11 protein-coding genes are annotated in these 15,776 nt (G+C 45.5%); 1 reads left to right on the top strand and 10 read right to left on the bottom strand.

Features of this window, described 5'->3' with window-relative positions:
• Window positions 1-21 precede the first annotated feature (21 nt).
• The 9 genes from ACOGW3_RS19240 to ACOGW3_RS19280 form a co-directional block, all read right to left on the bottom strand.
• Complete coding sequence (locus ACOGW3_RS19240) at window positions 22-1,941, bottom strand: 2Fe-2S iron-sulfur cluster-binding protein (RefSeq protein WP_419904444.1); 1,920 nt, start codon at window positions 1,939-1,941, stop codon at window positions 22-24.
• Window position 1,942: 1 nt separating this feature from the next.
• Entirely contained in the window at window positions 1,943-2,218 is a 276-nt protein-coding gene (locus ACOGW3_RS19245) for a sarcosine oxidase subunit delta (protein ID WP_419904445.1), read from the bottom strand.
• 12 nt (window positions 2,219-2,230) lie between these two features.
• Window positions 2,231-3,487: an FAD-dependent oxidoreductase gene (locus tag ACOGW3_RS19250; RefSeq protein WP_419904446.1), complete on the bottom strand. Its 1,257-nt coding sequence runs from the start codon at window positions 3,485-3,487 to the stop codon at window positions 2,231-2,233.
• A gap of 148 nt (window positions 3,488-3,635) precedes the next feature.
• A complete protein-coding gene (locus tag ACOGW3_RS19255; RefSeq protein WP_419904447.1) occupies window positions 3,636-5,264 on the bottom strand; it encodes an ABC transporter substrate-binding protein in 1,629 nt (542 codons plus the stop codon).
• A 439-nt stretch (window positions 5,265-5,703) separates the two neighbouring features.
• Entirely contained in the window at window positions 5,704-7,110 is a 1,407-nt protein-coding gene (locus ACOGW3_RS19260; RefSeq protein WP_419904448.1) for an amidase, read from the bottom strand.
• Between the two features lie 58 nt (window positions 7,111-7,168).
• Window positions 7,169-8,194, bottom strand: coding sequence for an Ldh family oxidoreductase (locus ACOGW3_RS19265; RefSeq protein WP_419904449.1), 1,026 nt, complete (start codon window positions 8,192-8,194; stop codon window positions 7,169-7,171).
• 64 nt (window positions 8,195-8,258) lie between these two features.
• Window positions 8,259-9,797: a trimethylamine methyltransferase family protein gene (locus ACOGW3_RS19270; protein WP_419904450.1), complete on the bottom strand. Its 1,539-nt coding sequence runs from the start codon at window positions 9,795-9,797 to the stop codon at window positions 8,259-8,261.
• A 10-nt stretch (window positions 9,798-9,807) separates the two neighbouring features.
• Window positions 9,808-10,773: a D-2-hydroxyacid dehydrogenase gene (locus tag ACOGW3_RS19275; RefSeq protein ID WP_419904451.1), complete on the bottom strand. Its 966-nt coding sequence runs from the start codon at window positions 10,771-10,773 to the stop codon at window positions 9,808-9,810.
• A 69-nt stretch (window positions 10,774-10,842) separates the two neighbouring features.
• Complete coding sequence (locus ACOGW3_RS19280; protein ID WP_419904452.1) at window positions 10,843-12,198, bottom strand: MmgE/PrpD family protein; 1,356 nt, start codon at window positions 12,196-12,198, stop codon at window positions 10,843-10,845.
• Window positions 12,199-12,381: 183 nt separating this feature from the next.
• Between ACOGW3_RS19280 and ACOGW3_RS19285 the strand changes: the two genes are divergently transcribed.
• Window positions 12,382-13,272: a LysR substrate-binding domain-containing protein gene (locus tag ACOGW3_RS19285; protein ID WP_419904453.1), complete on the top strand. Its 891-nt coding sequence runs from the start codon at window positions 12,382-12,384 to the stop codon at window positions 13,270-13,272.
• Between the two features lie 34 nt (window positions 13,273-13,306).
• On the opposite strand, the gene ACOGW3_RS19290 is transcribed toward ACOGW3_RS19285, so the two are convergent.
• Complete coding sequence (locus tag ACOGW3_RS19290; RefSeq protein ID WP_419904454.1) at window positions 13,307-15,739, bottom strand: GcvT family protein; 2,433 nt, start codon at window positions 15,737-15,739, stop codon at window positions 13,307-13,309.
• Window positions 15,740-15,776 lie beyond the last annotated feature (37 nt).

Here is a 15,776-nt window from a genome sequence, read left to right on the forward strand (position 1 = left end):
CTTGGCCGGTGGATCTGATTATCAAACGGGCACGCCCTTTTTAATGATCAGATCCACCGGCCAAGGTGGTTGTCGCAACCGGCCAAGGTTATTGTCGCTGAACACTCCATAATATAGCGGGCGCCACCACGCTCCTACGGGTGTCATTTTTGCACCGCTGGTGACATGCTGCTTGTGTATTGCTGTGTGTCGATAGGGTACGTGATGGGGGCCTGCCAAAAGCCCTAACTTTTCCGGTCCGAACGGTGGTCGTGACGTCGTTATTCCCACCTGAGCAACAGAACGGTCGGTTTCACTAGCGACTATTCTGGCAGTTGGAAGTGCAGAATGGCGACCTTGTGAAGGCCCCATTCCAACCGTCGAGTACCTTTTGATCAATTCAAGTTCGCTATAGCCATCAGCAATTGCATTCTTGATATCTTTCACCTGAAGATCTTCGTCAAAATCAACGAAGTCACGGCCATTTGGATTTGCTATCAGGGTCGAAAAATAATTCATCTGGCTAGCAGTATTGTCGTTGAGGCTCTCAGGCATAGTTGCAGAAAAACCTGCGGCTAACGCCGCTCTTACTCCAGCAATTTCTCCGCTGCGCAAAACCGTTTTCAAATCGAAATATCCCATCGCAGAACCAGCAATATGCATATGTTTTGGTAAATTGGTCAGGTAAAACTCTTTAGTAGCATCATTATGAGACAACTTGGCACCAGCATGTAATGGCAACTGGTATCCAGGGGTGTAGCCGGTCGCGATGACGACGAGATCACATGGGAGAGTTTCCGAGCTATTATCTGAGTGAGTAACTCGTAAAGCTTTGACATGCGAGTTACCTGCCATTCCCAAAGCTTCTTCAATCTTTACACCATGAAGAACCCTCGTCCCCTGTAGGGAATAGTTATCAGAAAAATCAGTATCACCACCTTGAACATGCGGGTCTAATATCGCTTCCACAAGCACACCAGCCTCTAAAAGATCTAGTGCAGCCAAATAACCATCACGATTACCGGCAAAAATAACGGCTCGTGTACCAGGACACACCGCATAATGTCGCATAAGACGTTGAACAGCAGAGCTTAGCAAAATACCGGGCAAATCATTGTTTCTGAATATCAACGGTTGTTCATGTACCCCAGTGGCGACAACAACCTCTTTGGTACGAACCCGATATAGTATTTCACCCTGTAAGACGGGTAACCAGTTGTCAGCAAACCACCCATTGCAAGTCGCATTTGATATGATCTTCAGATTATCACAATCATCCGTCAGCCGGCGTAAATTTTGAAGGGTATCTTGAGCGCATACACCTTCAGAATCAAATCTTGCATAGGTTAAAGCTCCCCCTGTTTCGGGGTTGTTATCTATGAGAATAATATCTGCTCCAGCGTTTGCAGCACTCAGTGCAGCTGATAACCCAGCAGGACCTGCCCCAATAACCATCACGTCACAATGCAGATTAACCTTATTATATTTTGGCGTCTCAGCATCAAAACTCACCTTCCCCAATCCAGCAAAATTTCGAATGATGGGCTCCCAGAATTTTAGCCAACTTTTCATTCCGGGCTGAAAAAAGCTGCGGTAATAGAACCCAACAGGCATAAATCGACCAAATCTATCCAGTATCGCGCCCTTATCGTTCTTCAAGCTGCCATGTACATTCTGTGCGGTAACAGTCATCCCATTCCTAACCGGACGTATATCCGCACGGACGTTAGGCTCACCTTTCAACTGAACAAGTGTATTTGCATCCTGACCTGCCATAGTGAGCACACCACGAGGCCGATGATATTTAAATGAACGGGACAATACCCATTGCCCATTTGCAGCTAAAGCGCTTGCGATGCAATCACCTTCGTTTGCTTCATACGCTTTTCCTTCAAAGGAAAATTGTATTTTCTCAGAACGATTGATCCGGCTACCCCATGGGCTTTCAAGACGTGACGACATTTCAAACATCCTCCTTGTTAGCCATAAATGAAGCGGCTTTTTGGGGAAGATACGTGGCCATTATCTCGTCACTTGCCGTATTGCGCTCGGCTATAAAAATTGTGTTAGATGGTGTGTGTCGCCACCACTCTTGTAAAATTCCAATCGGGTTCGGAAACAAAAACAGATGCTCAGTAAGATTTTCAGGGACATCAACACTCGTATCACGGACGGGGCCAAAATATTGAAATTCTGAAATATTGCGGGAGCCGTTCACCGGACAGGTCATAAGTTTCATTATCGTTATCCTCTAGTGGCTTGCTGCCGTAGCGCCCATTTCGTTCAGAAGCTCAAATTTCTCAAAGCGCTCAAGACTGAAGGGTTTTAAAATGTCTGGTACACGTCCTGTCGCAATGATTTCCGCCATGCGCTTGCCAGAAGCCGGCGTTGCTTTGAATCCCCAGGTTCCCCAACCGCAATCCAACCAATAATTCTGGAGGGGCGAAGACCCCATGATCGGACTATAATCCGGTGTCATGTCTGTTATTCCGGCCCATTGCCGTAATACCTTTACGTTATGCAGGAATGGAAACAAGTGCACAGCTCCTTCGGCAAGATGTTCCTTTTGATCAAATGTTGAACGGGTTGAAGCCAATTGGTAGGGATCAGATCCACCACCGATAACAACCTCCCCACGTGAAGACTGAACGAGATAGGTATGCATATTTGCCGAAGATAACAGCGTGTTCAAAAATGGTTTAAGTGGTTGGGTGACCATTGCCTGCAAAGGGAAGCAACGAATAGGAAGCCGTACGCCAGCCAATTCAGCAATTTGCCCGTTCAATCCGCCAGCTGCTTGTAGAATATGCCCTGCCTTTATCTGGCCGCGGTTCGTATTGACATGTGTAACTTTGTCACCAGAAGCTTTGAAGCCAGTGACTTCTGTACGCTGGTGAATTTCAACACCCTTTTCAGACGCACGTTTAGCGTATCCCCAAGCCACAGCATCATGACGTGCTGTACCACCATCTGCGTGCCATAATCCTCCGAGTACTTCGTGATGCCCTCCCACATCCATATTAAGGTGCGGGCACAAATCTTTGACGGTATGCGTATCAACAACTTCGATACGGGTGCCCATATGTTTGCCCATTTCGGCACGCAGATGAAAACTACGCATAGTCGCATCTGAATGCGCCAATGTTAGTTGCCCACGTTGTGAAAACATGATGTTGAAACCAAGATCGTGCGACATCGTTTCAAACAAAGATAGTGCTTCTTTGTAAAAACTGATCGATGCCGCAGTCATATAATTTGATCGCACAGTCGTCGTATTACGCGCTGTATTACCGCCGGCCAAGTATCCTTTTTCAAGAATAGCTACATTAGTAATACCGTGGGTGTTGGCTAGATAATAGGCAGCAGCAAGACCGTGACCACCTCCTCCGATGATAACAACATCGTAACTTTTTTTCAGATCTGGTGTTGGTGGAATGTCCAAAAATGGACGATGCTTAGAGCGTATTCCATACTTTAGCATAGAGAAGGGCATAAGGACCTCAATCATTGGGATGACTGAGAAAACAACAGCTCGCATAGCAACACAAGAAAGAGAACATTACTCTTTGACCTTGTTTTTATGGTGCTAAAAAAAGGAGCCCCAACATAAATATGTTGGACCTCCTTAATTAATTATGTGTTACAGCTATTTTGAGTTATGCCAACCAGGTTTTTGATAAAGCATGCCCCCCCATCAACTCACCATTTGGATCATCTTCATACCCCCCCACTTCATCACTTACTGCGGCAATAAAGTCATTAAACATTGGAAGAATTAAACCACCCTCGTCTCTAATCAGAAGGCCCATTTCTCGGTACATGGCTATACGCTTGACCTCATCAAGCTCACCACGAGCCTCGAATAGCAATTTATCAAATTTTGGATCGTTGTACCGGGTATCATTCCAGTCAGCACTAGACAGATAGGCAATAGAATACATTTGATCTTGGACGGGCCTTCCACTCCAATATGAAGCACAGAATGGTTGTTTGTTCCAGACTTCTGACCAATAGCCGTCATCTGGCTCACGTTTTACGTCAACCGTAATCCCTGCTTTAGCTGCACTTTGTTGGAATAATTGCGCTGAATCTATGGCTCCAGAAAAAGCACTGTTCGCAGTGCGTAAAGTTACAGGGCCATCATATCCAGATTTTTTGAAATGGAATTTAGCCTTATCTGGGTCGTATGTTCGTTGTTCAATATCGTCAGAAAACAATGGGTATGCACCATTTACAGGCATATCATTACCAACAGAACCGTACCCGCGTAGTACTTTATCAACCATTTCTTCTCGATCTATGGCGTATTTCAAGGCAAGACGTAGATCGTTATTATTAAAGGGCTCTGTATCTGTATGCATGACAAAGACATAATGTCCGCGACCTGAGACACTTTTTACTGAAATGCCTGGAGCATTTGCCATTAAATCTGCAATTTTGGGATCCACACGGTTTATCATGTGAACCTGGCCACTTTGAAGCGCGGCGGTACGTGCAGTAGCATCGTTTAGAACTATGAGCTCAATCTGGTCTGCGTGCCCACGGCTGTCATCCCAATAGTTTGAAAATTTTTCGCCACCGTGACGAATGCCGGGTTCATTAAAGGCAATCTTGTATGGCCCAGTACCAATACCAGCATCTGGGGCATCAAAGCCTCCGTTTGGCTGTATAATTAGATGATTATCAGTAAGCAGATAAGGGAGATCAGCATTGGGGCTCGTCAAAGTTACGGAAAAAGTGTTTCCGTCAGCTTTCATTGACTCAATACCGCGCATAATTCCCAATGCACCTGACTTTGTTTCATCACCAGAGTGTCTCTGCATGGTCTGCAAAACATCTTCTGCAGTCAGAGTTTTTCCATTATGGAATTCAATCCCTTTACGGATCCTAAAATTCCAGGTTTTGGCATCAGCCGAGGGTTCGATGCTTTCTGCTAAACGGCTTTCGATCTCACCAATGCGGGACACTTCAACAAGTGTATCACCCCACATTCTTCCAAAATTCTCTGGCACATGTCCTAAAAAGGAAGCGGGGTCTAGACTGTTTGTACTCTCCCCACCAGCTAATCCAGCTTTAAGATGGCCACCTTTTTTGACGCCTGCAGCCAATACTGAGCTGGAAAGAAGACTATTTGCTGCTACGGAAGAAACCCCCAATGTAACAGCCCTTGCCAAGAACGCTCTACGGTCACATTTACCCTGTGCAACCTGATTGGCGAGGTAATTTAGTTCTTTCATCATTTTATTATACTCCCTGTTATAATTTATGATTGCGGCTAAAATCATGGGAGTTTTTGACTCTCCCAATATGATTTATTCAATTTGATTGAAGCCGGCCGACTGCTTATTGGTTCAGCAATTAATTCTTCAGGAGCAAATATATTTCTCAATCAAGGGCAATATTAATTATCTCCCAATGCTGATCTCAATTTGTCATTCATTACTAATTTATGGCGGTGTTTGAACAAGAGAATAAAACGAGGTCGTTGCCTATGTTTCTTTTGTACTTCACAACAAATAATGTCATTCCCTCCATACGTAAGAATGGGCAGCAAAAGAAACGCTTAATCTTCGCATATATGAAGTAATAAGAAATTTTCTTATTAATAGTTAATGTAATAAATTCAAGACACAACAGGGCTATATTAATTATTTATATTAATAATAGTGAAGCTACTCATTACATTAACATTTCTGTTTTGGGAGTATTTTTGGGTAACCAAATTCAGTTGGCCCAGTTGAGATCAGGCCTATTTTTCCTGTACTCTGTTCTCCGCTCAAAGGCGGCTGCAACTTGCAGCACCAGCATGTCTTCGCCAGCTCGTCCTGTAATCAAAACGCCATTGGGCATGCCATCGTCCGTGAAACCGCAAGGGACGACCACGGAGGGCAGGCCGAGAAGAGGAGCAAAATAAAGAGCCGCCCAGTCGCAATTTTTCTCTCCATCAAGATCCCAGGCGCCATAGGCTAAGCAGTTATGTGGAGGGGTAATGACGATGTCGTGATCCTTCATGAAAAGCTGTGCGCGGACACGCAGCTCTTCTCGCGTACGGAACATCTTTAAGATTTCCTCCGCGCTGAGGCTCCGGTAACGGTCGATACAGGCCTGAATGCTCGGTTTGATCCCCCGCTCTTCCAAGCCTGCTTTGAGTATCCGGGGAGGTAGCCCTTTGACAAAACTATAAGCGTTAAAATCCTTATAGAGTTTTTTGTAGTTCTCGCCCAAATCCAGTTCCGCAGAAGAGAGCTTTAAGCCGCAGTCCTCGAAGACGGAGCGGTGCTCTTTGAAGAGCGAGAGAAGGTTGGTATCCATGTCGCGTGACGCGAAGTCCGGTGACCAGCAGGCCCGTAGACCTTCGGGCAGAACATCGGTTGCTTTAGCAGAGATCTTTCCGCAACTGCTATAGGGTGTGGGGGAACGCGGATCGGGGCCATCGCAGGCCTCCATGAAAAGCGCTGCGTCCTTTACACAGCGGGTAAAAACGCCAGCAGTACTGGTATCCCCATCGGCAAGACTACCTGATAAACCTGGAAGGCGTCCCGAAGTGGGGCGGAAGCCGACACAGTTGGTCCAGGCCCCAGGGGAGCGTACCGAACCGCCAATATCACTGCCGTCCGCAATGGAAACCATGCCACCCATCAAGGCTCCGACACCACCGCCACCACTGCCGCTGCTTGTCTTTTTCGGGTTCCAAGGGTTAAGGGAAAGGCCAAATATCTCATTTGTTGTCCGTCCCCCTGAGGCGCAGTCCGGTGTATTACTTTTGCCCAGAATGACTGCCCCGGCTGCTCTTTCACGCTCGACCAGAATGTCGTCTTGGTAGGGTACATTTTTAGCAAAATATGGGTTACCGTAAGTGGTGCGCAGGCCTTGCACTGCAAAGACATCCTTCACAGCAATGGGTAGACCATGAAGGACGCCCTCTGGTTTTCCCGTTCTCCTATAAGTTTCATCCAACTCGGCGGCCCGCTTGCGCCCCCCTTCAAGATCGAGGGTCACCAGTGCATTGAGTGAAGGGTTATAGCGAAGGGTTTGCTCGATAAAACATTCGAGAAGTTCGCTAGCACTGATTTCACATGCTAAGATTTTACTGCGGAGTTCATGAGCGGGACTATAACAAAGGTCAGACATGCCGTAACAACCTATTGATGTGCCAGAGGGAAAGGTTCATAATTCTGATCCGTAACCATTAATCTAGATATTCCGCTACTTCAACACCATAATTATGGGCGACATCGGTGAGAACCGTCCAGATGCTTTCGGGGATATGCAGACCCTCTACTTGTGCGGTAAGCAGTTTTTCTGCTTCCAACTCACCTGGCATCAAAACCTGTTTGAAACCTTCTGCAGGTTTGAGAGCATGAAGTTCGGAAATCATACTCTCTGCATCTTTCCTGTAAGCCTTCATTTCGCGAAAGGCATCTGCTTTAACACAAAGAAACAGCCAGTTGAACTCTGCCGATTCTCCGAACATGGCGGAACTGATCAACTCGGCCATGAGCCCCATCCCTGAGCCTTTGACGCCGCCAAAGGGCAGCAGAGCACCACCGTCGTAGAAATCATCTGGATCTGTGGTCGGGCATCCATCTCGATCGACAATACAGCCATCCGGCAGTTGCTGCCCCTTGGCTTTCGCCACAGCCACTTTGCCTTGAGCGACAACAGAAGCGGCAAAGTCCAAGACCGCTGGTGATTTATCACCAGCAGGGGCGCCAAAGGAAAAGGGGTTCGTCGAGTAGAAAGGTTCACGACTACCAAAAGGCACAACATAAGGATATTCTTTACGTCCAGCGCCACCAAAAGAAATCAGGATACAGTCCGCTTTTGCGGCCTCCTCTGAATAGGCCCCCATACGACCAGTATGACCGCAGTTTACTAAGCCCGCTGCTGCGACCCCATTTAACCGGGTAGAGCTTATCAGATATTCCATCGCCAAATTCGCCGCGGGAATACCCAGCCCCCTATCACCATCCACAAGGGCAAAAGCACCGAACTGTTTGGCGATACGCGGTTGAGCCTTAAGCTCCAACATTCTTTTTTCTGCAAGTGAGAGGTAGTACGCCATACGGTTAATACCATGAGAGGTCATCCCCGTCGCTTCTGCCTGGGCCAAATGTTGCGCCACCTGTCGCGCTGTTTCAGACAGGAAGCCCGATTTACATAAAATTCGTTCAATCAGTTCTTCTGCTTTTGAGATTGTAATAGTTGTCATCATACCAAACCCCTAGAATACCAATTATAAACTGAAACACATGAGCTCAGTTACAAAGGTGTAAGCATTAAGGTTCCTCAAAACCTATTTCTTCACGCCGATGCGCCACATAGGCATCTAATTCTTCTTTAATACCTTCATCCATAACAGGTTCTTCATAATCTTTTAGAGCTTGTTGCCATAGTTCTGTTGCCCGTTCCAATGCATCTTTAGAACCCGCGGCTTCCCAACTTTCGTAATTTTGCCAATCTGATAGCATCGGTTTATAAAACGCTGTTTCGTAGCGTTCCATCGTATGATCAGCACCAAAAAAGTGCCCCCCCGTTGGTACAGACTTAATCGCTTCCAAGCCCAATTCGTCAGTATCAAACTTTATTGGCTTGAGGAACTCGACCATATTCTGAATGATCTCGACATCCAGAATAAACTTCTCGTAGGACGCAGTTAACCCGCCTTCGAGCCAGCCAGCAGCATGGTAAACAATATTTGCTCCTCCCAAAACGGCGCCCCAACTCGACATCATAGTTTCGTAAGTGGCCTGTAGATCAACAGCATTTGATGCATTTGCATTAGATGTCCGATATGGAATGTTATACCGCCGCGCAAGTTGCCCGCCGATGATATTTCCTTTTGCATTTTCGGGTGTTCCAAAGGCAGGAGCGCCTGATCTCATATCTACATTTGAAGTAAATGAACCGTAGACGACAGGTGCACCAGGATTTACCAATTGAGTTAGCACAACACCAAAAAGTGCTTCGGCATTCTGTTGGGCTAATGCTGCTGGCAATGTCACAGGTGTCATGGCCCCCATTAATGTAAATGGAGTAACTGTCACTGGTTGGTTATACTCGGCCATGGCTATCAAACCGTCTCCCATCATGTCATCAAACAGACGAGGAGAGTTCACAGAAATAATTGAAATAACACCTGGTGAAGATCTCATTTCATCAGTCGAGATGCCACGAGAAATCGCCATCATATTGATCCCATCGACAGCACGACCCCGGCCAATCCCCGTACAATGGAAAGACAAATCACTGTAAGTCAAATTTGCAAGGTAAGTGTCAAGATGCCGGGAATTAGCCGGCATTTCCATAGGGGCAACGACCTGATTACCGATCAGATTTACAACATTGAAGTGATGTGCCAGCTTTATAAAATTACAATAATCTTTGTGATTTCCCTGACGGCGACCATTTATTCTGTCATGTACATTTGGAGGACCAGCCACCAGTCCGAAATTGATATTGTTTCCACCCATCGTAATCTGTTTTTCTGGATTACGTGAATTTAACGTAAAACTGGCTGGTACCGTTTTTAGTGCCTCCTGAACAATGTTTTCATCCAAACGGATGACCTTGCTATCCCGATCGACAATGGCACCTGCTTTTTCAAACAGATCCATCACGTTATCACCCATTACCCGAATACCTGCTTCTGAGAGTATCCGGATAGAAGTTGCGTGTAATTGATCCATTTGATCAGGGTTTAACAGCTCGAGAGCAGGATAAGTATTTTTCACCTGCTGCCAGGGAAGTTGTTCGATACCGCTTGCTGAGCGATTAGATTTAGACTTTCGACCGCCGCTGCGTCTTTCTCTAGCCATGAGAATTTCCTTAATAACCACGTTCAGGGTTAACAATGTTGATTAGGGGTTCAGAAGATCGATACCGTTTTAAATTTTGTGAAAACAAAGAAACCGATTTCAGATCCCAATTTTTATAAACAGAAGAGCAATGGGGAGTGATAATTACATTCTCATATCCCCAAAGTGGGTGTTCTTTAGGAAGTGGTTCCGTTGCGAATACGTCGAGTGCAGCACCTCGAATTGATTTAGCTTCCAAAGCTTGTAACAATGAAGCTTCATCAATGACCCCTCCCCGTGATACATCAATAATCACGGCCTCGGGTTTCACTTTCTCAAAAGCATTTACTCCGACAAGACCACGTGTCGTATCAAGGAGTGGTACGCAAACAACGATAAAGTCAGCTCTTGACCATAGTTCAGTTAAATCACCGACACCATATACTTCATCTACATTAAGAGTTTCTCTTGGCTGGGCCCGGACACCAATAGTTGCTAGGCCCATAGCTTTAGACCTCAATGCTACAGCTTCTCCCGTTTTACCAAGTCCAATAATTAAAACGGTTTTACCTTCTATTGATTCGACTTCCCCTGAAATCCAATTCCGCCGTTTCTGAGCTGCTAAAAACTCGGGAAAACCAAGGCTAAAATGGAACATTGCCCCCAGTGCATACTGGGCCATCATATCAGCTGCAACACCGGCAGAATTGGTCACCGTCACCGTTTTTGAATTCCATGGTGCAAGATGATCGGTACCAGAACCACCAACTGATACCCACTTTAGCATTTCATTGTCCATGAGTGCTTGTCGGGGGAAGTTGGTCGAACCATTAAACCTAACGGAATAAACAACCTCGGCATTTGTTTCCGTTATCAACCCAGGCAGCTTTTCATAAGTATCACACGTATGAATGGCCAAGTCCGGGTGCTGATCCTTTAATATTTTTAATGACGGTTCTGGATTATCCGTATGTAAAATTATCACTGGATTTTTCATTTAATGTACCATTATCAATTTTCTGTTTTGGAGATCAGTATATTCTGCGAATAAAATAATATGACATGATCAATGCTGTTTCGGGGCGTCATAAATTAATGCACCTAAATCCGAAAATTTACTTTCGGGCTCCAAAAATCCTAACACAGCTTCAACTATTTTTTCGGATCGTTCTTGTCCAAGGCCCGGTGTTGCATAACGCATGAATTTTTGAATAATTTCGTCTTCATTCATTGGTTCCTCAGGCCCTCCTCTGGCGTGAATATCGCCTGAGGAAACCACCTTATCATTTTTCAAGGTAATTTGGACGTCTGCCCATCGTCCCGTGGGAAAACGAGCACTATGTTTATCAACCTCGGTTACTGTAATTTTTTTAAGAATACTTTCGACAAGGGGATCTCTAAGCCCCTCACCTGATATATGTTCAACGCCAATATCCCTATAAGCCACCATAGTTGCGACGGCAAAAGGTAGGCTATACTGCGCCATAGATGTATTATTTGGCATTGTCGGAAATAAGCAGGCTGCCTCATGAAAGCTATTTACCTGAATATGCTTGATATCATCAGGCTTCAAATCACTTTCCAGTATTAAGTTTCTGGTCGCATCAATTGCCGCATGGGCCCAACGGCATATTGGATAAGGTTTAATATACTGGTGTTCCATCTGCCAGAATTCACCTAAATCTTTCCAGTGCTCTTCGACGTTTTCTCCCTCGATGGTAATCGCAGGTGCCCCAATAAAACCCTTTTCAGCGAGAATTGCAGAAGAAATACCGACCATTGCCCCCCATCCAGAACCGTCATGTAACATCGTTGGATTGGCAATTTCACGCATCATCTGACTTCGCGGACCGTGATATTCAGCTATGCCCATTGCCTGACACATTTGCTCAACACTCATTCCACGAAGGCGGGCAGCCATAGCCACAACGCCAAGTGCATTCCAGGCGCCCGAGGTATGATAGTCATCAACTGTATCGTGTAAGGATATACCTGCACGGCCAGCTACTTCATAACCAATGATAACTGCAGCCAAGGCTTCAGGTCCGCTAAAATCGGCAACTGTTTCTGCTAAAGCGGCAAGGGCCGGAATAACGACAACCCCAATATGCCCTTTAGATGGGTTATATCCATCATGACCATCTAAATTGTCTGTCTGTGTCGCCGCAGCGTAAGCAGCCCCCGCAATGCTAACTTTTCGCCCATCAAACATCATACGGGCGGCGAATTTATCGCTATTTGTACCATACAAAAGATCAGCCGTGTCTCTTGCGATCACCCCGGCTGCCATGGGGCTGGAACCTGCAACGATCCCTAATGTATCAAGGAGAAACAAAGCAGCTGACCTACGTGCTGAATAGGGCATATTTTGGGGGGATGTTTGCAAGGTAAAATCTGCAACACGCAGAAATGTATTTGTCAATTTTACAGCCTTATATTCTGAACATTAACTTCAAAACTTAAGAATATGGATACGTTAAACTTTGGCGATCAGCACGCAATGATTACAAAGCCAATGACCCCGTTTTATTTGATCATGAACTATTCATGACTTATGTAATATGTTGTTCGTATTATATCTACTTCGGGAAATTAGCGTGCAAATATGAAACATTCACCCTATCTCACATACGTCCGATCATTTGAATCTGCGGCACGACACCTTAGTTTTACAGCTGCAGCAGAAGAGCTGAATTATACTCAATCAGCAGTCAGTAACCATGTACGATCACTCGAAGAATTTATAGGTCGACCGCTTTTTATTCGCTACACCAGAAGTCTATCTCTTACTGATTTAGGCAATGCTTATTTGCCAACTATACGCGAAGCTTTGACGCAAATTGATGTCGCAACTGAATCAATTTTAGCATCCAACCACGACAAAAAAGTTGTTATTTCCTGCCCCATCAGTCTTGCCGAAAATTGGATCCCTGGCTGTATAAGTGATTTTTCTAAGGAAAACCCAAATATAAACATCACAGTTCACGGAACAATTTGGAAGGATGTTGAACCTGAAGTCGCAGATATAAGAATTACAGTTGATAAAAAAGATAATGCCCCACAAGGAAGCCAGCCTATCTGGAAAGAAAAATTGGCTGTTGTTTGTGCGCCAGATTACCTCGTTAATGGTCGTCAAATAAGAAAAGGTGAAGATCTATTAGAAGCCAATCTCATTCACATTTTAGGTCGACCTGTTTACTGGCAAATTTTGGCAACGCATTTTAATTTAACGACGCTTGATTTGGATGGGGGCACACAAACAAACGCCTCTAATGTTGCTCTGGAATGCGCAACCCAGGGGATGGGTTGTGTGGTCCTTCCAAAATCTTTAATTGGAACTCATATCTCACGGGGACTATTGGTTGAACCTTTTGAATTCGATTTGGAAAGCCCGTGGAGTTATTACATTTCAAAAGAAGACCCTTCAATGACATCTTCTACGAAATTATTGCGAAACTGGCTGGTAAATTATCCAAATTTAAACTGTAAAGAATAGGCGGGCCGCACAAACGACCCGCCTAAGAACTGTGCTAAGCCCGTAATCTCTCCCCCTTAGGGTCGAAAGGTGGTTCAGATAACAATTTAGCTTTATGTGGTTTTCCAAGTATATAGATATCAACAATATCCCCTGGTTTTGCAGTACCTTCCTTAACAAATCCCAATGCCAGAGATTTTCCAACAGAGTATCCGAATGCACCAGATGTTACCCGGCCTACCGGGGTTGCATCGGACAAGAAAATTGGTTCGCCGCCCGTAGCATCTGCATCGTCTGTTACGTCAATTTCAAAAACGGACAAACGTTCACGAGGAGCATTGTCCTTAATCGACAGAAAAGCTTCTTTGTGAAGAAAATCCTTATCAAGTTTGACAAGGCGATCCAATCCAACTTCTTGCGGCCAGTATTCAGGACTATATTCACGTCCCCAACTACCATAGCCTTTTTCGATCCTTAGTGATCCAAGAGCCCGTCCACCGACAGGGCCACCCCCAACCTTTTGGGCAGCATCAACAAGAATAGAGTATAATTCTAACTGCTTATCGGCTGCACAATGTAGTTCCCAGCCAAGATCACCTGTAAAGCTCACCCGAACGGCAAGACATTCTATTCCAGAAACATCAATGGTTTTGGAGCGCATAAAACGAAAATCGTCGTTGGAAAGGCTCGTATCTGTCAGACTTTCCAGCATATCCCGAGATAGTGGACCAGCAACATTGTACCCACAGATATCATCTGTCTTTACTGTAAACGTCGTTCCTTCCGGTAACTCAACCATATTAAAGAACCGCTGATGATATCGCTCGGCCATACCCGACCCAATCATCATATATTCATCAGTAGCAACTTTGGTAACCGTGAAATCGCCAGCAACTCCTCCACGCACACCAATTAAGGGGCTCAGACAAGAGCGGCCAATCTCGGACGGTATTTTATTTGCGAGAAGAGCATTCAACCAATCTTCAGCGCCAGGTCCTTTAATTTCATAATTCGCAAAATTTGAAATATCAATGACACCGACCTTATCACGCAGCATCTTTACTTCTCGTCCGACAGGTTCAAACCAATTTTGACGCGTAAAACCGTTAGTTTCTTCGACGCCGGTTTTATCGGCAAACCAGAGCGGATGTTCCCATCCACAGTTCAGCCCAAATACCGCTCCCATCTCTTTGAGTAAGTCATAGGTCGGACGTACACGAGCGGGACGCCCAGCGGATCGTTCTTCATTTGGAAAATGTATCTTAAAGCGGTGACTGTATTGGTCCTCGACACGAGCTTTTGTAAATTTTTTATCAGCCCAGTCTCCAAAACGAGCCAAATCCCAGGCAAACATATCGTATTGTGGCTCTCCTTCAATAATCCATTGTGCCGACATCAAGCCCAAACCACCTGATTGCGAAAATCCCGGAATAATACCAGTGCAGCAGAAATAGTTCTTTAATTCCGGCACCGGCCCGTAAAGCGCGTTTGAATCAGGTGACCATATCATTGGCCCATTTATGACACGTTTCACCCCAGCATTAGCAGCAGCAGGTACCCGATCCATCGCTCGCATCACGTTGTCCATGATCCTATCAAGATCATCTGGAAAAAGCTCATGACCAAAATCTTGAGGCGTTCCACCTTCTGCCCAAAATTTCATATTTTTCTCATAGGCACCGATTAAAAGACCTTTGCCTTCCTGACGAAGATAATATTCTCCGTCACGATCGGCAATTGAAGGTAATCTTCGATCTAGTTCGTTAATTTCTGCCATGGTTTCTGTAACAAAGTATTGGTGCTCAGTCGGCTGCAATGGAAGTTCCAACCCTGCCATTGCGGCGACTTCACGGCCCCAGAGACCAGCAGCATTTACAATCCACTGCGTGTGAATATTTCCTTTAGACGTTTCAACAATCCATGATCCATCAGGTTGTTGAATTGTCGCTGTTACGGCACAAAAACGTTCGACCAATGCGCCCATCTGGCGCGCACCAGCTGCATAGGCCATCGTCACGCCAGAAGGGTCAACATTTCCTCCGTCAGGCTCAAACATGATGCAACGGATATCATCAAAATTTGCAAGAGGGTGTAGGGCCTCAGCTTCTTTACGACTGACTTCGTGGAAGTTCATGCCGTAATAACGAGCTTTGCTCTCTTGTAGACGTAGTTGATGTTCACGCTCTTCAGTTTGAGCAAGATACAGTGATCCTGGTTGAAAGACGCCACACCCCTGCCCTGTCTCCGCTTCTAACTTTTTATAGAGATTCATAGTGTAGTGCTGAATACGGCTGATATTTGTACTGTCGTGTAACCCATGGATGTTTGCCGCAGCGTGCCACGTAGACCCAGATGTCAGCTCGTCTCGCTCAAGCAAAACGACATCCGTCCACCCCAGTTTGGCTAAATGGTAAAGGATAGAGCAGCCAACAAGCCCTCCTCCAATTACAACAACCTGTGCATGCGTCTTCATAACAACATCTTTCATTTAATCGTGAATGGCTTTTCACCTATTTTGCTTTGGC

Origin of the sequence: Kiloniella sp. (assembly GCF_965205715.1) — a bacterium.
GTDB lineage: Bacteria > Pseudomonadota > Alphaproteobacteria > Kiloniellales > Kiloniellaceae > Kiloniella.